The 18,972-nt window shown below is 65.8% G+C and carries 16 protein-coding genes and 1 pseudogene; 9 read left to right on the forward strand and 8 right to left on the reverse strand.

Going from position 1 to position 18,972, the window contains the following annotated elements; all coding sequences use genetic code 11:
• The 5 genes from CK498_RS20985 to CK498_RS21005 form a co-directional block, all read right to left on the reverse strand.
• Positions 1 to 1,947: retention module-containing protein (locus CK498_RS20985; protein WP_176475866.1), on the reverse strand; the 1,947-nt coding region annotated here is incomplete at its 3' end.
• Positions 1,948 to 2,107: 160 nt separating this feature from the next.
• Entirely contained in the window at positions 2,108 to 2,728 is a 621-nt protein-coding gene (locus CK498_RS20990) for a response regulator transcription factor (protein WP_095622815.1), read from the reverse strand.
• A gap of 3 nt (positions 2,729 to 2,731) precedes the next feature.
• The gene (locus CK498_RS20995; RefSeq protein ID WP_095622816.1) at positions 2,732 to 4,165 is read right to left on the reverse strand and encodes an HlyD family type I secretion periplasmic adaptor subunit; all 1,434 of its coding nucleotides are present in this window, start codon (positions 4,163 to 4,165) and stop codon (positions 2,732 to 2,734) included.
• Positions 4,165 to 6,333, reverse strand: coding sequence for a type I secretion system permease/ATPase (locus CK498_RS21000; protein WP_267873763.1), 2,169 nt, complete (start codon positions 6,331 to 6,333; stop codon positions 4,165 to 4,167). The genes CK498_RS20995 and CK498_RS21000 overlap by 1 nt, the downstream gene beginning before the upstream one ends.
• An 82-nt stretch (positions 6,334 to 6,415) precedes the next feature.
• Complete coding sequence (locus CK498_RS21005) at positions 6,416 to 8,698, reverse strand: TolC family outer membrane protein (protein WP_095622817.1); 2,283 nt, start codon at positions 8,696 to 8,698, stop codon at positions 6,416 to 6,418.
• A 363-nt stretch (positions 8,699 to 9,061) separates the two neighbouring features.
• On the opposite strand from CK498_RS21005, the gene CK498_RS21010 reads away from it, so the two are divergent.
• From CK498_RS21010 to CK498_RS21020, 3 genes are all read left to right on the forward strand, one after another.
• Positions 9,062 to 9,340, forward strand: coding sequence for a hypothetical protein (locus CK498_RS21010; RefSeq protein ID WP_095622818.1), 279 nt, complete (start codon positions 9,062 to 9,064; stop codon positions 9,338 to 9,340).
• A 110-nt stretch (positions 9,341 to 9,450) separates the two neighbouring features.
• Positions 9,451 to 10,017, forward strand: coding sequence for a hypothetical protein (locus CK498_RS21015; RefSeq protein ID WP_095622819.1), 567 nt, complete (start codon positions 9,451 to 9,453; stop codon positions 10,015 to 10,017).
• A 7-nt stretch (positions 10,018 to 10,024) separates the two neighbouring features.
• Entirely contained in the window at positions 10,025 to 11,164 is a 1,140-nt protein-coding gene (locus tag CK498_RS21020; protein WP_095622820.1) for a GGDEF domain-containing protein, read from the forward strand.
• A gap of 54 nt (positions 11,165 to 11,218) precedes the next feature.
• On the opposite strand, the gene CK498_RS21025 is transcribed toward CK498_RS21020, so the two are convergent.
• From CK498_RS21025 to CK498_RS26730, 3 genes and pseudogenes are all read right to left on the reverse strand, one after another.
• Positions 11,219 to 11,791, reverse strand: a complete 573-nt coding sequence (locus CK498_RS21025) for an anti-virulence regulator CigR family protein (RefSeq protein WP_095622821.1) — start codon at positions 11,789 to 11,791, stop codon at positions 11,219 to 11,221.
• A gap of 354 nt (positions 11,792 to 12,145) precedes the next feature.
• Positions 12,146 to 12,272 (reverse strand): annotated as a pseudogene (locus tag CK498_RS26420) (prepilin-type N-terminal cleavage/methylation domain-containing protein); the annotation flags it as partial.
• Positions 12,273 to 12,394: 122 nt separating this feature from the next.
• The gene (locus CK498_RS26730; RefSeq protein WP_267873764.1) at positions 12,395 to 12,517 is read right to left on the reverse strand and encodes a hypothetical protein; all 123 of its coding nucleotides are present in this window, start codon (positions 12,515 to 12,517) and stop codon (positions 12,395 to 12,397) included.
• Between the two features lie 282 nt (positions 12,518 to 12,799).
• On the opposite strand from CK498_RS26730, the gene pilB reads away from it, so the two are divergent.
• The 6 genes from pilB to CK498_RS21060 all read left to right on the forward strand — a co-directional run bounded on the left by pilB (position 12,800) and on the right by CK498_RS21060 (position 18,873).
• Positions 12,800 to 14,545, forward strand: coding sequence for a type IV-A pilus assembly ATPase PilB (gene pilB, locus CK498_RS21035; protein ID WP_095622823.1), 1,746 nt, complete (start codon positions 12,800 to 12,802; stop codon positions 14,543 to 14,545).
• 396 nt (positions 14,546 to 14,941) lie between these two features.
• Positions 14,942 to 16,174 carry a type II secretion system F family protein gene (locus tag CK498_RS21040; protein WP_095622824.1) on the forward strand — a complete coding sequence of 411 codons (1,233 nt, stop codon included), beginning with the start codon at positions 14,942 to 14,944 and terminating at the stop codon, positions 16,172 to 16,174.
• A gap of 26 nt (positions 16,175 to 16,200) precedes the next feature.
• Entirely contained in the window at positions 16,201 to 17,031 is an 831-nt protein-coding gene (locus tag CK498_RS21045; RefSeq protein WP_095622959.1) for a prepilin peptidase, read from the forward strand.
• Between the two features lie 87 nt (positions 17,032 to 17,118).
• Entirely contained in the window at positions 17,119 to 17,751 is a 633-nt protein-coding gene (gene coaE / locus CK498_RS21050) for a dephospho-CoA kinase (RefSeq protein WP_095622825.1), read from the forward strand.
• A gap of 1 nt (position 17,752) precedes the next feature.
• Positions 17,753 to 17,995 (forward strand): DNA gyrase inhibitor YacG, encoded by a 243-nt coding sequence (yacG, locus tag CK498_RS21055; protein WP_095622826.1) that lies wholly within the window; start codon positions 17,753 to 17,755, stop codon positions 17,993 to 17,995.
• Between the two features lie 2 nt (positions 17,996 to 17,997).
• Positions 17,998 to 18,873 carry a DNA replication terminus site-binding protein gene (locus tag CK498_RS21060; protein ID WP_095622827.1) on the forward strand — a complete coding sequence of 292 codons (876 nt, stop codon included), beginning with the start codon at positions 17,998 to 18,000 and terminating at the stop codon, positions 18,871 to 18,873.
• Positions 18,874 to 18,972: the final 99 nt, after the last annotated feature.

Below are 18,972 nucleotides of genomic sequence, written 5' to 3' on the forward strand. Positions count from 1 at the left end.
GAGGCCCGGCACGTCGTCGACGATGCTGATGTTGCCGCTAAGGTCGGTACTCAGAGTGTCGCTGACGGTGTCGCCATCACCGTCGGTGACGGTGACCGTGGCTTCGACACCGACCAGGCCGGCCGGCAGCGTGAGGCTGTCGGCACCCTGGGCGTCATGGTCGAGGGGCGCGGACTGGGTCACGGTGACCGTGCCATCACTGCCGATCTCGATACGCAGCACTTCGCCGTCAGGCGTGCTGCCGGTGATCACGCCGCCGTCGAGGCTGAAGGTGAGCGGTTCGCCGCCGCTGGTCAGGCCGTGGTCGAGGTCGCCCAGGGTCAGGGCGTAGTCGCTGATCACGGTGCTGCCGGCACCGTCGGCGCCGTAGCTGGCGTCGACCGCGGCGGTGAAGGCCGCGGCTACGCTGGCACTGGCCACCGAGGTGCCGTCGACGGTCTCGCTGTCCAGGGTCTCGAAGCTGACCTCGCTGAGGTCAACGTCGCTCAGGTCGAGGCCCGGCACGTCGTCGACGATGCTGATGTTGCCGCTAAGGTCGGTACTCAGGGTGTCGCTGACGGTGTCACCATCGCCGTCGGTGACGGTGACCGTGGCTTCGACACCGACCAGGCCGGCCGGCAGCGTGAGGCTGTCGGCGCCCTGGGCGTCATGGTCGAGGGCCGCGGACTGGGTCACGGTGACCGTGCCGTCGGCACCGATCTCGATACGCAGCACTTCCGTGCCATCGGCAGTGCCGGTGATTACGCCGCTGGCGTCTTGTGTAAAGACAACCGGCTCGCCGCCACTGGTCAGGCCGTGGTCGAGGTCGCCCAGGGTCAGGGCGTAGTCGCTGATCACGGTGCTGCCGGCACCGTCGGCGCCGTAGCTGGCGTCGACCGCGGCGGTGAAGGCCGCAGCCACGCTGGCACTGGCCACCGAGGTGCCGTCGACGGTCTCGCTGTCCAGGGTCTCGAAGCTGACCTCGCTGAGATCGACGGCGCTCAGGTCGAGGCCCGGCACGTCGTCGACGATGGTAACGATGAGGTTGCCATTGACGCTATTTCCTGCAGCATCCGTCACGGTATAGACAAGATTCGCAAGCGCCTCGTCGCTGCCCTCGGTATGTAGCAGATTGTTGGCAAGCGTGATGGTGAACGCGCCGGTCTGGGGGTCGATGACGAGCTGCAGTAAAAAGGGCTCGTCGGGATTGCTGGCTTGGATGCGCTCATTGGAGGCAGTGAGGGTGTTGGTAGCAGAATCCCAACTGAAGGTAACGCTCTCCTGGCCAATCGTCAGCGTTTGTCCATCCATGCTGGCAAAGCCAATACTGCCGGGGCCGAGCAGTCCAAAATCAAAGTCCAACGTTCCTTCTTCAGTAAGGCTATTGAACCCACCGCCTCCACCCAGCAGCAACGCATTCTCTGCAAAGCTGAGCGATGCATCGTCAGCCGTCGGGTTGCCCTCGACCTGCGCCTGCCCCCCAACGTCAACCGGCGCAGCCTCGCCCTCAGGGGTGGTAAATTCCGTGGTTTGCACACTACCAAACTCGAAGGCCAGCGGATCGACGCCCTCGGTAATGCGCGCCAGGCGCACGAAACCGTGCCCGCCATCGGCCGCAGCACCGCCACCGGCACCTGCGGCGGTAGGATCGAGCACGTCGAGCAGGTCGACGTCGTCATCGTCGATGGCGGCGAGCAGCGCCTCGAGGTCGGCATCCAGGACTTCGCTATCGGTGACGTCGACCGGCGCGTTGACGTCGACATCCGGGGTCATGGCAATTTCCTGGCCGCCGCTGATCGTGGTCGGGTCGAGGCCATCGAGGAAGTCGAGCTGCACACTGCCGTTGTCGGAGGTGACCAGTGTCTCGCCTTCGACGAGGGTGTCGCCGACGCTGAGTTCGCGTAGGTTGCCGTCGGCGTCGCGGGCCCAGGCCTGACCGGTGATCGAGAGGACGGTTGCAATTGCCATGATCTGTTCCTTCTGCGTAAGCATGCTGCTGTCCTGAAAAGGCAGCAGCGTTTTTATCGGGCTATTTTATCGGGCTATGGCATCAGACTAAGAGAGGCAAGGCGGGAAAAACATAGTACTGATGGACAGGGTAACCCGATGTAACGGGCCGCTACCCCCCTCAGGCATTGCTGGTCGTTTCACTACGCTGCGACAGCAGCAGGATAAGCTGCATACGGTCGCGTACCTTGAGCTTGCGGAACACCGCACCGAGATGCGCCTTGACAGTGCGGTCGGTGATGTCCATGTCGCGGGCGACCTCCTTGTTGCTCTTGCCCGAGGCCACCGCCAGCGCCACCGCGCGCTCGCGCTCGGTGAGCAACCCCAGGGCGTCGTCGCGCATGCGCGCCTCGCCGCCCAGCGCGCGGAAGGTCGAGCCGACCACCTGGGCCAGCAGCTCGGGCCACACCCATATGCCCTGGTTGGCGGTCACCACCTCGACTTGTTGCAGCAGCGGCGCCGGCGAAAAGGCGTGGGCATAGCCCCGGGCACCGGCGCTGAGCGCCTGGAAGGCCTCCACCGAACTCGGCGAATAGGCAAGCACCACCAGCACAGCGCCGCGCTGGGAGAGGGTCTGCACCAGCCCAGCCCAGCCCTCGATCTGGCTGACCACCCAGACGTGATCACCGGCGCCGGCCTGGGCCCGCGCCAGCTGCGGCGTGCAGCGGCGCAGGTGCGGGAAGGCCTCCTTCCAGCGCGGAATATCGTCGAGTCCTTGGCATACGAAGAGGTGTTGTTTCATGTGTTAGCGCTCGGTCAAGGCGTTGCTGGTACCACGCAGAATCGGCTTGAGCAGGTACTCCATGACCGTGCGCTTGCCGGTCATGATATCCACCTGGGCGGTCATCCCGGGAATGATCGCCAGGTCCTGCTGGTCGGCAAAGCCGCCCTCCAGCGTCCTCACCCGTACCAGATAGAAGGTGTTGTCGTTGTCGTCGGTAATGGTATCGGCGCTGATATGGTCCAGCTCCGCCTCCAGGCCGCCGAAGATCGAGAAGTCGTAGGCGGTCAGCTTGATGGTGGCCGACTGGCCGGGACGCAGAAAGGCGATGTCCTGCGGGGCGATGCGCGCCTCCACCAGCAACTGGTCGTCGGTAGGCACGATCTCGACCACGTCCTGACCGGGCTGGGCCACGCCGCCCAAGGTGGTAATGTGCATGCGCTGCACCACCCCTGCCACCGGCGCACGCACCTCGGCCAGCCGCACCCGGTCCTCGAGACCGGTGCTCGACTCGTCCAGTGCCGAAAGCTCGCCCAGCGCTTCGGCCAAGGAGTCGCGCCATTCACCGCGCCTCTCGAGAGTCACCTCGCGCAGCTGGGCCTCGGCCTCCTCCACCGCCGCCTCGAGCCTGGCGACCTGGGAGCCGGCCTGGCTGCGGTCGCCTTGGGCCCGCGACACCTCGCGCTCGAGGCGCAGTACCTCGACCTCGGAGACGGCGCCCGAGCTAAGCAGCGGCCGGGTCAGGTTGAGTTCCTGGCTGGCCATGCTCAGCTCGCGGCTGGCAGTGCTGAGCCGTGATTGCGCCTCGTTGAGCTCCTCCTGGCGCTGACGCAGCCGGTCGCGGGCGATGCTCTCGACCTCGCGCAGCTCGTCGCGGCGGCCCTCGTAGAGCTCACGCTCCTGGGCGACGATCTCGGGTGCCTCGGCCAGCAGCTCGTCGGAGGGCGAGAACGACGAGCCGGTGATCAGCGCCTGCAGCCGCGCAATGCGCGCCTGCAGCGTCAGCGCCCGGGCGCGGTTCTCGCGGAAGCTCGACACGAAGCGGGTCGGGTCGATGCGCATCAGCAGCTCGCCGGCTTCGACCATCTGGCCCTCACGGACCAGGATGTCCTGCACCACCCCGCCGTCGAAGGACTGCACTTTCTGCAGCTGCTGAGAGGGAATCACCCGGCCGGTGCCGCGGGTCACCTCATCGATCTGGGCGAAGTACGACCAGACGATCAGCGCCACCAGGGCCAGCAGCACGGTGTAGAGGAAGCCCCGGGCGCGTATCGGGTCCTGCTGCATGCGCGCCCAGTCGGCGTCGCTGGCCCAGTCACGATTGAGGTGCGCCGACGACACGCGGCGTGCAAACAACCGGTCGATCAGCGGCCTAAACGGCCGGCCACCGCCCTCGGAGAGCCGCCCGATGGCCTCGAAGCCCTGCTGTTCGGCGGTCTTGGACTTGCTCTGCGCCATCAGTTGGCCCTCCCGATCTGGCCACTACGCAGAGCCTCTACCACCTTGTCCTTGGGTCCGTCGGCGACGATCTTGCCAGCGTCGACCACCACGATGCGGTCGACCATTGATAGCAGCGAGGTGCGGTGGGTCACGACGATCATGGTCTTGGCCGCGGCATACTCAGCCAGGCGCTTCTTGAAGGCCTCCTCGCTGGCGTGGTCCATGGCACTGGTGGGTTCGTCGAGCAGCAGGATCTGCGGGTCGTGGACCACCGCCCGGGCGATCGCCACGCCCTGACGCTGGCCGCCGGAGAGCATCTGTCCACGCTCGCCCACCGGCAGGTCGACACCGTGGGGATGGTTGTTGACCAGCTCGCCGATACCGCTGATCTCCAGCGCCTGCAGCAGCGCTTCGTCCTCGACCCCTTCACTGCCACCGCCGGCCACCACGTTCTCGCGCAACGAGCCGTAGAACAGGCTGACATCTTGGGGCACATAGCCGATATGCCGGCGCAGCTCGATGGGGTCGAACTGGCGGATATCCACACCGTCGAGCAACACCGCACCGCTGGTGGGCTGGTAGAGGCCCAGCATCAGCTTGTTGAGGGTCGACTTGCCCGAGCCGACCCGGCCCAGCAGCGCGACCTTCTCGCCGGGCTTGATCTTGAGCGAGATATCACGAATCGCGTCGCGCTCCTCGTCGGGGTAGCGCAGCGTGATGCGGTTGAGCTCCAGCTCGCCGTTCACCACCGGCCGGGAGACGAAGGACTTGCCCTCGGGGCGCTCCACCGGCTTGTCCATCACCCCGTTGAGCGACTCCAGCGCGGTGGACGACTGGTGATACTGGGCGAGCAGCGCCGCGGCCTGGCTGACCGGCGCCATGGCCCGCGACGACAGCAGATAGGCGGCGATCAGCCCGCCCTGGCTAAGGTCGCCCTCGATGATCAGGTAGACGCCGACGATGATCACCGCCACCGCCACCGTATGCTGGGCCCACAGCGCCACGCTCGACACCGACGAGCTGATCAGCCGCAGCTGCGCCGAGGTACGCGACAGGAATGCCGTGGTCTTTTCCCACACCGCCTGCAGCCGGCTCTCGGCGCGCAGCGTCTTGACGGTTTCCAGGTTGCCCAACGATTCCACCAGCGTGGCGTTGCGCTGGGCGCCGACCCGCCAGGTGGTCTCGGAAAGCTCGTGCAGCTTGCTCTGAGCGGCCAGCGCGTAGAGCAGCACGAAGACGATACCCACCACGATGGGGATCACCAGCGGCACGCCGATGATGGCGATGATTGCCACGAACATGATCACGAACGGCAGGTCGACGAGACCCACCACGGTGGCCGAGCCGATGAAGGCGCGCACCGATTCGAACGACTGCAGGGTGGCGGCAAACGAGCCGGTGGAGGCCGGTCGCGCCTCGAGGCGCATGCCCAGCACCCGCTGCATGATCGACGCCGACAGCTTGACGTCGGCGCGGCTCGCCGCCAGGTCGACGAAGGCGTTACGCATCAGGCGCAGCGCCAGGTCGAAGCACAGCACCACGAAGATCCCCGCGGCCAGCACCCACAGCGTCTCGGTGGCTTGGTTGGGGACTACCCGATCGTAGACGTTCATCACGAACAGCGGCATGGCCACCGCGAACAGGTTGATCATCACCGAGCCGATGATCACGTCGCGGTAGAGCCGGCGGTTCTCGCGGATCACGCCCCAGAACCAGTGGCGCGACTTCTGCTGGCTGACCTCGGGGCCGCGGGCGTCGAAGCGGAACCTGGGCCGCGCGTAGATCACCCGCCCGCTGTAGCGCGCCTGCAGCTCGTCCAGGCTCACCTCGGTGGCCGCCTCGCCCAGTTCGGGAAAGATCACCCGCGCCGTGCGCGACTTGACGTCCAGCGCCACCAGCACGCAGGCGCGCCCCGGCTCGAGCAGCACCACCACCGGCATCAGCGCCGGGTTGAGCTGCACCAGCCTGGAGCGGGCATGGCGGGCGGCGAGCCCGGCGCGGGACGCCGCGCGCGGGAACACCCCCGGGGTCAGCCTGCCCTCCTCCAGCGGCAGGCCGGCCAGCAGCGCATCGCGCCCCATCTCCTGATCGTGGGCACGGGCCACCACGCGCAGGCATTCCAGCAGGTCGTCCTGCGGCGGCGGCTGGCGCCCCGCCTCTACGGCATGTTTGGCATCGCTGGTCACGGTCGCCCCTTCACCCGGTTGATGCAATCCCTACTACGTGGGTACTGAGACAGTCGCGCATCCTCGCCAACACGCGCGCCGCTCAAGAGGGGTTATCGGCCGAAATCAGATAAGCTTCAGCGAAGCCCAGTCCGGCCACCCGGCCGCGCAGAGCTTCGGCTTCGCTCCTGGCCACCGGCCCCAGCTGCACGCTGTACAGGCGACCGCCGTTGCTGACCCGCACCGGGCCACCGAGTTCGGCACTCAGCTGCGCTTCGAGTTCGGCAGCGCGCTCGGCGGAGCTTACCGCCACCACCTGCACCAGCGAATCCGCCGGCGCCTCGGGCAGCGTCATGTCGGCGGCCTCGGCCTGGGCATCAGCGCCGACGCTGGTCGACGCTACTTGCTGGTCCCAGTTCAGCGCCGACGTACTTGCCACCCCTGCCGCCTCAGCCACAGGGGCTGGGCGCTCGACGCTCCAGCGTGCGCTGAGGTCGCGGCTGCGCAGCGGCGTACCGGTCATGTCGAGGTTCTCGCCGTTGGTTTCCAGGGTGACCTCCACGCGACGGTTCTGGCGGCGTCCCTCGACGGTGTCGTTGCTGGCCACCGGATTGTTGGAGCCATAGCCACGGCTCTCCAGCAGCCCCGGGGATACCCCCTGGGAGGCGAGATACTCGGCCACGTTGCGCGCCCGCGCCTCGGAGAGTGGGTCGTTGATGGCATCGGTGCCGGTGCTGTCGGCGTGGCCGGCGATGAACACCCGCGCCAGGTCGTCACGCTGGCGAATCTGCGCCGCCAGGCCGTTGAGCTCACCACGCGCCGCAGCGCTCAGCTCGGCGCTATTGATCGCGAACAGGGCATCGGCGCTGATGGTCACATCCGGGGCGCGGGTCGGCGCCGGCACGTTGAGGTCGCCGGTCAAGTCTTCAAGAGTGAAACCCGCCGGGCCCTGGGCCGGGCAGATGTCGTCGGCATTGATAGTGACGCCGTCGCTGGACAGCTCGGCCAGGTTCGGGGTGTCGTCACGCATCACGCCCAATGCCGGCATCAACTTGCCCATCGCCGCCAGAGTGCGGGCATCGGCAATCGCCAGGTCATACTCGGCGTTGATGTAGGCGCGGCTGGCCTCGAAGTACTCGTTCTCGCTGTCGAGCACGTCGAGCAGGGTGCGCTGGCCGATGTCGAACTGCTGCTGGTAGGCGCCGCGCACCCGGTCGATGGACTGACGGTGCTCGTTGAGGTACTGCATCTGCTCGCGCAGCCGCTGGGTGTCGTTGTAGGCGATCTGGGTGGTCTGGCGCAGGTTGACGCACTCGACGTCGCGCAGGTCGATGGACTGCTCGACCAGGTCGCTGGCGCGGCGGAACGAGGCGCGGTCGCTGCCGCCGCGGTAGAGATTCATGGTCGCCACCAGCTCGGCGACGTGCTGGTCGCGGCGGCCGGTGAAGTCGCTCTGGTTGTTGGTGCCGGTGCGGGCGCGGAACTCCAGGCGCGGCTGGAACGCCGAGCGGGTACCGGCCTGCTCGGCGCGGGCCGACTCGATGTTCTCGATGGCGGCGTGGAAGTTGGGGTTGCCCTCGTAGGCCATGCGCACCGCATCGTTGACCGACGGCGGCAGCTCGCCGTCCAGCGCCGGCGCTGGTGCGAGGTTAGCGGCCGGCAGGTCGCCGATCAGGCGCTGGTAGCGCGAGCTGACGTCGTGGAGGTTGGAGGCTTCGGTCATCAGGTTGGACTCGGCCAGCGCCAGGCGTCCGCTGATCTGCTCCAGGTCGACCCGGCGCCCGGCGCCGGAGTCGACGCGCTCCTCGATCTGATTGAAGACACGCATGTGCTCGCGGTAGTTGTCCCGCGCCAGCTTCACCAGCTCGCGGTAGCGGCGTACGTCCTGATAGGCTCGCGCGGCTTCCAGCGCCACCTCTTCGCTGGCCCCCAGCAGCTCGTAGTAACGCACCAGCTTGGCGCGGTCGAGGCGCTCGACCTCGCTGCGGGTGGCGAAGCCGTCGTAGATCATCTGGGTCAGCGACAACTCGGCGAAGTCGGTGTCGAAGCTGCCGCGACCATCGCCTTCGCGATCCTCGATACCGACACCGGCGCTGACATCGATGCTCGGCAGGTAGCCGCCGCGGGCGATATCGACTTCATTGGTCGAGGCACGAAAGCCGTTATAGGCCGCCTGCACCTCGGGGTTGGTCGACACCGCACGCTGCACCACCTCGCGCAGATCGCTGCTGCCTGGCGACGACATCCCTGCCAGGCCGCTCGGCACCTGGGCGGCCGCCGGCAGCACGGCTCCGGCCATCAGGCCGAGAGCTGCCGCCCCATACGCGGCATGGCGCGTCAAGACAGGGAAACGACGGCGACATTGAGGCACGCTGAACGATTTCATAAAGCATTGCTCCCTTGCGTTATGCGAAACACCTGGCACCGGCCAGTAGCGCTGTTGTCAATAGTAGTGACGCCTGTCGTGATGCGGATTAGTTAGTATCTGGCATTGCAAGCGGCACTATTTTGTAATCAATTGTAATCCAGCGGAACGAATTATCCAATGAGTTTACTCAAAGCACCAGCGTAGATTAGTCGCACTTTATTGGCAGCGCCTACCTGAGGCGTTTCCTGCATGCCACGTACCGCGTTGAAAGCCTTAACGAGGTCGCACATCGAAGCTCAATTGCCAGCGAGCTGTGCTATCGTCTCACTAAGCGCGCGGCTAGGCCGCGCGACTTCGTCAACCGCATGACAGGGTTTCCACATGTCCGCATCCGAGATTCACAAGACCCGCGTAATCAATGAGCTGCGAGGGTTCATAAAGAAACTGCTGCAGGAACCGGCGATCCTCGAGCAGGCGCTGCAGATCGCCCGCAAGCATGCCGATCTCAACGAGCGCGACATGCTGGCCGGCATCGCCCGAGAGGTCAGCGACACCACCAGCGTGCATATCCCCGACGACCCGGCCGAGCACTCCGAGGCCGACCGGCTGTTTCTTGAACTTCTCAAGGAAGTCATTAGCGAGGAGCAGGCGCTTTACTAACAGAAACCGCGACCAAGCCTGACAAGCGTGCCAAGACACGTCTCAGGCTTGGCGCCGCGGCAAAAAAAACAGTCACTATCGACGATGGCGGCCACGCAGGGAAAATGCATATGACCACCACGACCCGGGGGAACTCCCCCCTCGCGCTGCGGCGACTCGCGGCGCGCAACCCACTGCTGTTCACACCACTGCCCTCGCTGCTGGCCTCACTGCTGGCATGTGCCCCGCTGATGGCCGCCGAGCTCTCAGCAAGTGACCGCGCGCCCTCAGAGGACACCACCCCGGTTCTCGCGCTCGAACGCGGCGAGCGCCACACCACGCTGTCGCTGGCCGATATCGAGTCACTGCCGCTATATGCCGTCGATATGGCCCACCCCGAGGGCCCCGAGGGCGAGTTCCTCGGCGTGCTGCTGGATGACTTCCTGGCCGCCCACGAACTCGACAGCATCGAACGGCTACGCTATATCGCCCGTGACGACTACACCGTGTTCCTGACGCCCGAGGAGCGCCAGGAGAAGGCCTATCTTCTGGTCACGCGCCTCAATGGCGCGCCCCTGCCCGCTCACCAGCACGGCCCGCTGATGTTGACCGTTCCCGCTGACATCGAAGCGGTACACGAGGGCAGCGAGCCACTGACCAAGTGGATCTGGTCGATTACCACTCTGCGCGCCCGTTGAGCCACCCATGCGCCTGCCTCGGCTGACACAGCAGCTGCTGCTGCCGCTGTGCGTGCTGTTCGCGCTTCTCGGTGCGTTGCTGCTCGGCACTGCCTGGAGCTTTGCCAACAACGCCGGTCGTCACCTCGGCGCTGACTACCTCGGTTTTGCCAGCGAGGTAGTGCGCGGCCAGCAGGATAGCCTCCACATCCAGCAGGCCATCGACAGCCTGGTCGATAATCCCGAGCCCCTCCACCAGCAGCAGTCACTAGAGCGCCTGTGGATCATCGCCACCCGCCAGAGCAGCATTCACCAGTATCTTTCGCGCAGCGCCCTGCCCAAGGAGGACTATCAGCATATCCTCGACGAGTATCGCGTGCTGAATCGTCTGCTGATGGAAGCCGAGCCGCTGCTGGCACACAGCCTGAATGACCCACAAAGCCTGGCCCGCCTGGAGACCCTGAGTGACCAGCTCGACGACACCCTGGCCTTTATCTACAGCGAGCTGCAACACCAGGTATTCACCGCCGCCGCCAGCCAGCAGCAGCTGATGCAGCGCCTGGCGCGCTGGATCATCGCCCTGGCGCTACTAGTGATGGTAGTGATCGCCGCACTGCTCGCCGCGCTCTACCAGATCGCGCGCCAGAAGACGCTGGTCGAAGCGCTCAGCGTCACCGACGAACTCACTGGCCTCAACAACCGCCGCGCGCTGCTCGACCAAGCCAGCCGGTTGTTCGCCCAGAGTATTCGCAGCGCCACACCGGTCAGCCTGGCGCTGATCGATATCGACCACTTCAAGGAGGTCAACGACCAGTATGGCCACCCCACCGGCGACCGCATCCTGGTCGCCTTCGCCACGCTGCTCAAGGACGTGGTGCGCCGTGCCGACGTGGTAGCGCGCATCGGCGGCGAAGAGTTCTGCGTGCTGATGCCCGCCACCGACGCCACCGGCGCCAGCGAGCTCTGTGAGCGGCTGCGCCGTGCCGTGGCAGAGCACAGCTTCCACGGCCAGGCCGAAGCACTTTCCATCACCATCAGCGCCGGGGTCACCACCACCCGCACCGATACTGCCCCGCCAGACGACAGCTTTGCCGCCCTCTACCCTCGCGCCGATCAGGCCCTCTACCAGGCCAAGCAGGACGGCCGCAACCGCGTCGAAGTGGGGTAGTCAAAGGGAGTGGCGCCAAGGCAAAAACAGGAGCGACTTCAGTCGCGATGGGGATCAATACACCACACCGCGCAGTATCTCATAGACCACCTCGTTGGCGATGTCGACGAGGATGGCATCCTGGCCGGCCTGGCGCCATTCATAGCCTTCATAGCGGGGTAGCTGGCCGTGCAGGCGGTCGTCGAAGCGCTTGGCGATACCCGGGGGAAGCGGCTTGCCACGTTCGAGGTTCTTGCGAATGCCCGGCGGCAGGTCGGCGTCGCGGCTGACGTAGTCGCGGTTGTCCTCGAAGATGCGCCGGATCACCCGCTCCTCCAGGCTCGGGCCCTCGCGCCAATCGCCGTTGCGACGCTCATCGCCGCGGCGACTTTCTCGCGGCGCCGACTCGCGGCTGCGAGCCTCCTGCTGACGACGCTGGCCCTGGCCGCGCCCCTGCCCCTGTGAGGCGCCTTGGCCTTGCTCCTGTGGAGAGCCTTGAGATGAAGCCCCCTGGGCCAGATAGCCAAACGGCGCCGCGCCCTGGCCATTTCCCGGCTGAGCCGCCAGCGGCGACACCCCCAGCGCCAGCGTCAGCGCACTCGCCGCCAGCAACGGCCAGCGGGACGAACGGAGAGAAAGCGGCAGCATGGCAAGCTCCTTGCGTTGCGGGTTTAGCAACAGCCTAGCGGGAAATGATGCAAGGGGTGTGGAGAGGGAGGAAGAAACAAGAGAAAAGTGGGAAGAGGGAAGAGGAAAGGCCGGCGGGTACCGGCCTAGAATCTTCCAGTTAAATGTCAAAAGAAAATGATTCTTTACCGGGCGAAACAGCACTCGCAGATATTCTGCTTCCAAGTACAATACCGGAGGGATCTGCAGGAACCCAGTCTTCACACGCTGAATCAGTAGGGTAAGCCGGTGCAGTCCTCCCTTCATAAAGTTCTGCGGCAGCCGAAGTTGCATAACTTCTAACCTCTGTTGCGCAAGCATTGTTCGCTGCCCTAACCGTATGATTTTGATACTGCGGGATCGCAATCGCTGCCAAAATACCGATAATCGCCACTACGATCAGCAGTTCGATCAGGGTAAAACCGCCCTGGCCGGCCTTACCCTTGACGGGTTGGTTACGCATCTGTGTCATCATTTTTTACCCCTACGGTTTTTCTGGCCCAGCCTGATTGATCCGCTGTCACAGCACCGTTGCCGCTCACGTTATTGAGCCCCCTGGCTCGCTGTCCTGAGGCAGTCGCGGCTCTACTGTTTGCTGACACCGCTCGTCACTGGCACCACCCTCTTGCCGCTGTTGATGCGCCGACGATCTTCCTTCAGCGCATCATACTTTTTAATGATGTACTCAGTGAGTACCTGCACGGCCATCTTAGCGCACTCGGCTCGACGCCTCCCCTGAAGTAACGCGGTTGTTCAACGCTACTCCTGGGTAGTATGACCACCGCGGCGTCCTGGGATTTTCACAAAAACGATACTGCAAGGATTAAAAGCATCACACTCCATTACAGTAGGTTTCACGCCCTATTCATGCCCGCATTACTACCCCTCCTCACTTTCTTAATACCACGTTCGTAAGATGGCATTCATGGCTTTTTTCAGTCGCGCTCGCGAGTAAACTGACAGTACTGCTTGCTTTCACCGAGACCTGCCATGACCGACGCCCCTCCCCCCCCACCCCAAGAGCCACCGCCCACTCGCTTGCGCGGCATCGCCGGGCGGATGGTGGAGGAAGGCCTACTATCGGTCGCAGCGGCCAATCGCGCCGAACACGAGGCCCGCGAGGCAGAGGTCTCGCTGATGCAGCACCTGGTCGAGAGCGGCCTGGTCACCCCGCGCCAGGCGGCGATGGCCGCAGCCTGGGAGTATGGCCTGCCACTGCTCGACCTCGACGCCCTGCGTCTCGACAGCCTGCCCCCCGCCGGCGAGATGCCCGAAGCGCTGCTGCGCAGGCTCGGCGTGATGCCGCTGACCCGCAGCGACCACGGCGTGACGGTGGCAGTGCCCTACCCCTCGAGCCTGGCCGTGCTCGACGAACTGCAGTTTGCTCTGGGCATCTCGGTGGAAGGCGTGCTGGCCCCCCTCGACCAGTTGGCCCCGGCGCTGGAGAACTACCTGAGCCAGGTCGACCAAAGCGACATCATGGAAGGCCTCGACGACGCCGACCAGGCGCTCGAAGGCCTCGCCTACGACGAGTACGATCCCGCCGACGACAGCGCCGTCACCGCCAGCAGCGACGACGCCCCGGTGGTGCGCTTCGTTAACAAGATCCTGCTCGACGCCATCAAGCGCGGCGCCTCGGACATCCACTTCGAGCCCTACGAGTCGAGCTACCGCATCCGCCTGCGCATCGACGGCATCCTGCTGGAAGCGGCGCGGCCGCCGTTCGGCATGCGCACCAGGATCGCCGCACGCCTCAAGGTCATGGCGCGTCTCGACATCTCCGAGCGGCGCCTGCCCCAGGACGGCGCCATCAAGCTGCGCCTCTCCAAGCAGCGCTCCATCGACTTTCGCGTCAACTCGCTGCCCACCGTGTACGGCGAGAAGCTCGTGCTGCGTATTCTCGACCCCGCCTCGGCACAGCTCGGCATCGATGCACTGGGCTTCACGCCTCAGCAGCGCGAGCTCTACGAAGCGGCGCTGGCCGAGCCTCAGGGCATGATCCTGGTTACCGGCCCCACCGGCAGCGGCAAGACGGTGACGCTCTACACCGGCATCAATATCCTCAATACCACCGAACGCAATATCTCCACCGCCGAAGATCCGGTGGAACTCAAGGTGCCGGGGGTCAACCAGGTCAACGTGCACACCAAGATCGGCCTCGACTTCGCCAGCGCCCTGCGCGCCTTCCTGCGCCAGGACCCGGATATCGTCATGGTCGGCGAGATCCGCGATCTGGAGACCGCCGAGATTGCCGTCAAGGCCTCGCAGACCGGCCACCTGGTGCTCTCCACTGTGCACACCAACTCCGCCGCCGAGACCCTCACGCGGCTCTCCAACATGGGCGTGGCGGCGTTCAATATCGCCAGTTCGGTGAGCTTGATCATCGCCCAGCGGCTGGCGCGCAAGCTCTGCGCACTGTGCAAGGAGCCGGCGGAGATTCCCGCCGCAGCGCTACGCGAGGAGGGCTTCAGCGACGAGGAGATCGCCCAGGCGACGATCTACCACCCGGTGGGCTGCCGCAAGTGCACCCTGGGCTACAAGGGCCGAGTGGGGATCTATGAGGTGGTGCCGGTTTCCGAGGCGATCAGCCAGCTGATCATGCGTAACGGCAACGCCCTGGAGCTCGACGAGCAGGCGCGCCGCGAAGGCCATCCGGACCTGCGTCGCAGCGGCTTGCTCAAGGTGATGCAGGGGATTACCAGCCTGGAAGAAGTCAACCGGGTGATAAAGGAGTAGCGCCGAGCGCTGGGGAGTGAGCCGGCAGCGCTGCGCGCTGCATCGCGAATAAATTCGCTCCCACATGAGCATAGCGCCAAGGCAAATGTGGGAGCGACTTCAGTCGCGATGGGGTTGGCCTACCCCGGCAACGCTGCGCGCTGCAATCGCGACTAAAGTCGCTCCCACGAATCGCGAATGAATTCGCTCCCACACTAAAGAGGGCGCCGAGCAGCAAGTGAGGGGCGCTGGCGGTAGGTCGCAGAGGGGGTTCTATGCCAGGGATGGCATAGGGAGCGCCCAGGGATGGTTTACAGCGCCCCCTCGTAGGCCTACCGCCAGGTAAGTCCCGAGCGGAGGCGGGGGTGGTCCTATCAACTCGCTGGGCGCTGACACCGATAACGCAGGGGAACGATAATGGCGACACGACAACTCAAAGCGCCAACCAAGATCAAGCTTCACCGCTGGAAGTGGACAGGCAAGGGCCCCAACGGGCGCAAGGTGCAGGGCGAGATCGTCGCCAGCCAAAAGGCCGAGGTGGAACGCGAGCTGGCCGGACAGAGCATCATCATCAAGAGCGTGCGCCGCAAGAGCTCGCTGTTCGGCGGCATGGGCACGATCAAGTCCCGTGACGTGATGCTGTTCGCCCGCCAGATGGCGACCATGATCCGCGCCGGGGTGCCGGTGCTGCAGGCCTTCCAGGTGGTCGCCGAGAGCCTCAAGAAACCCGCCATGAGCGCCCTGGTACAGGAGTTGATGAACGAGGTGGCGGCCGGGGCGAGCTTCTCCGAGGCGCTCAAGCACCACCCCGAGCACTTCGACCGGCTGTTCGCCAACATGGTCGAGGCTGGCGAGCAATCGGGCTCGCTGGACCGCATGCTGGAGCGGGTGGCGACCTACAAGGAGAAGGTCGAATCGCTCAAGGGGCGGGTCAAGAAGGCGCTCTACTACCCGGCGGCAGTGATTCTAGTTGCGGCGGGCGTGATCGCGCTACTGCTGATCAAGGTGGTGCCACAGTTCGAGAGCCTGTTCCGCGGTTTCGGCGCCGAGCTGCCGGCGATGACGCGCACGACCATCGCATTCTCCGAGTTCGCCCAGGCCTACTGGCTGTGGGGCATCGTCATCGTGGTGGGTACGGTGCTGGGTATCCGCCTGGGCATGAAGCGTTCCGAGGCCTTCGCCTACCGTATGCACGCCCTGTCACTACGGATTCCGGTGATCGGCGATATCCTCGACAAGTCGTGCGTGGCACGCTACTCGCGCACCCTGGCCACGACCTTCGGCGCCGGGGTGCCGCTGGTCGAGTCGCTGGAGACCACCGCCGGCGCCGCCGGCAACAAGGTCTACGAGCGCGCCGTGCTGCAGGTGCGCGACGATGTCTCCACCGGCCAGCAGCTCTACTTCGCCATGCGCCTCACCGAGCGCTTTCCGCCGCTGGCCGTGCAGATGGTCAGCATCGGCGAGGAAGCCGGCTCGCTGGACGCCATGCTCAACCGCGTGGCCGACTACTACGAAGAGGAGGTCGACAACAAGGTCGACGCCCTCACCTCGCTGCTAGAGCCGTTCATCATTGTGGTGCTCGGCGTACTGGTGGGCGGCCTGGTAGTCTCGATGTACCTGCCGATCTTCGAACTGGGGAGTGTGCTTTGAGCGTGACGCTAGACCTGCCACCCGCGATGCTCTGGCCGCTGGCCGCCGTACTCGGGCTGTGCCTGGGCAGCTTTCTCAACGTGGTGATCACCCGCCTGCCGGTGATGCTGATGCAGGGCTGGCGGGCCGAGGCACTGGATGCCCTGGAGCAGCAGCCAGAGGCGGTACCACGCTTCAACCTGCTGACGCCGCGCTCGCAGTGCCCCAGCTGCGCCCAGCCGATTGCCTGGTACGACAACATCCCGCTGCTCGGCTATCTCAAGCGCCGCGGGCGCTGCGCCGGCTGCAACGGGCGGATCAGCCCGCAGTACCCGCTGATCGAGCTGGCCGGAGCGATACTGACGCTGGCGACTGTGGCGCTGTACGGCGCCAGCCTGGCCGGGCTGTTCATCGTCGGCGCCTGCCTGACGCTGCTGGCGCTGGCGGTGATCGACCTGCGCACCCAGCTGCTGCCCGACATCATGACCCTACCGCTGCTGTGGGCAGGGCTGCTCTACCAGCTGCTGTTGCAGCCGCTGCTGCTGCCCAGCGCGGTGATCGGTGCAATGCTCGGCTATCTCGCACTGTGGAGTTTTTACTGGCTATTCAAGCTGATCACCGGCAAGGAAGGCATGGGTTACGGCGACTTCAAGCTGCTCGCCGCGCTGGGCGCCTGGCTGGGCTGGCAGTACCTGCCACTGCTGCTGATCCTGTCTGCCGGGGTCGGCGCGCTGGTCGGCATCGTGCTGCAGCTGGCGCTGCCCAAGCTACGCGGCACACCAATGCCGTTCGCCCCCTTCCTGGCCATGGCCGGCTGGATCGCTCTGCTGATGGGCGAGCCGCTGATGGCACTCTATCTCGGGATCGTCGGTGTCTAACCGCCAGGGTGGCCACTGGTGACCGCGAATGTGGGGCCGTTTATGCTTGAGCTGAGGTGAGAAAGTGGACAACTGGCGGGAGAATTCATGAGCCTTTGCGTAGGCGTTACCGGCGGCATTGCCTCGGGCAAGTCGAGCGTGGCGCGGGCCTTTGCCGAGCACGGCATCCCCTGGGTGGATGCCGACGACGTGGCCCGCGAGGTGGTCGAGCCTGGCGAGCCGGCGCTGGACGAGATCGTCGCGCGCTTCGGCCCGCAGGTGCTGGACGACGACGGCCGCCTGAACCGCCGCGCGCTGCGCGAGATCGTGTTCCAGGATGCCGGCGAGCGGCGCTGGCTGGAGTCGGTGACCCATCCGCGCATCCGCGAGCGCCTGGTGGCGCAGCTGGCGGAGATGGCAGCGGGCCCTGCGCCCTACCATCTGCTGGTCTCGCCGCTGCTGTTCGAGTCGGGCCAAGCGGCGCTGACCGACCGCACCCTGGTGATCGACGTGCCCGAGGCACTGCAGATCGCGCGCACCGCGACGCGGGACGGCGTCGACGAGGCCCAGGCCAGGGCCATCGTCGCCGCGCAGATGCCGCGCACCGAACGCCTGGCCCGCGGCGACGATATCCTCGACAATGGAGGGGATCTCGCGGCGCTGACCCAGCGCGTCGCCGAGCTAGACCGCTACTATCGGCAACTGTATCGACAACTCGCCAACGACTTACCACGGAAGTGATATGAGCCAGCGTCAGACCCCATCACGCCCTCTCGAAGTCCCCTGCCCCCGCTGCCAAACACCGGTGGCCTGGGTGGAGGAGAATCTGTTCCGCCCGTTCTGCTCGGAGCGCTGCAAGCTGATCGACCTCGGCGCCTGGGCCGATGGCAGCCACCGTATCGCCGGCGAGCCGGCGATGGACGAGACCGAGATCGATGAGATGATTATGCGCGCCGAGCGCGGCGACACGGGCCGAGAGGACTAGCCGTGGCCGCTCGCCCCCCCACCGAGTACCGCCTGCTGGCCGAGCTGGAGGCGGCCTTCGACCGACTGATCGAGCGGGTCGAGGGGCTGTGCGAGGTGTATCGCCAAGCACCGGGATCGGCCTGGGCGCTGCACACCCCAACCCCGGACGCCGCCTGGCTGCGCCAGGCGCTGCTGGATTTCTGGTATCAGGATGGCCAGGACGGCCGCGCCACGCGTAGCCACGTGGGGCTGGTGGCCGCCAATCAGGCGCTGCTCGACGAGGTGGCCAGGGTCAATGCCGCCAAGGCCGAGTTTGCCGCGCTGCTGGCGGAGATCCGCGCCAAGGCGGCGAGCCTGATCCCCGAGCTCAAAGCGGTGCTGCCGTTTCGCCATCCGGCGCTGCATAGCCATCTGCGCGGTCAGGGCCTGGCGCGGCTGCAGCTCAAGCAGTGCTGGCGGGCGATTCCGGTCGCCGATGCGCCGCTGGCGCGGGTGCGCCTGGCGTGGTATTCCAGCGGGCGCTCGATCAAGAAACTTAGCGTGGGCGAGGCCGAGCAGAAGCTGCTGGCGCTGGATAGCGAGGCGCCCCATGTGCGTATTCAGCTCCGTCGCTTGGCGGGGATCCCCAGCGCCGAGCCGCTGGCCCAGGTACAGAAGCAGGCACCGCTGATGCGCGCCAACCTGTTCTTCGCCGAGCCGCTGGCCGACGGCCGCAGCCGCCGCGCCATGAATGTCGCCCTGCCGCTGTTCATTCCCAGCCACGACGGCCACCTGCCCGACTACAACCTGCCGCCCCCCGCGCCCAGCGAGAAACGCACCCGCGCCAGGCGCAGCGACGAGAAGCTCGAGGATGAGGTGTTTCTGCCCAGCCTGCGGGTGTATCGCTACCGCGGCTGAGCGCGCGGCCACCACCAACCCCATCGCGGCTGAAGCCGCTCCCACATATGCCTTGGCGCCACTCCCGGTGTTGTGGGAAATCCACCCACACATGCCAAA

Source organism: Halomonas salipaludis (assembly GCF_002286975.1).
In the GTDB taxonomy this organism is placed as follows: Bacteria; Pseudomonadota; Gammaproteobacteria; order Pseudomonadales; family Halomonadaceae; genus Franzmannia; species Franzmannia salipaludis.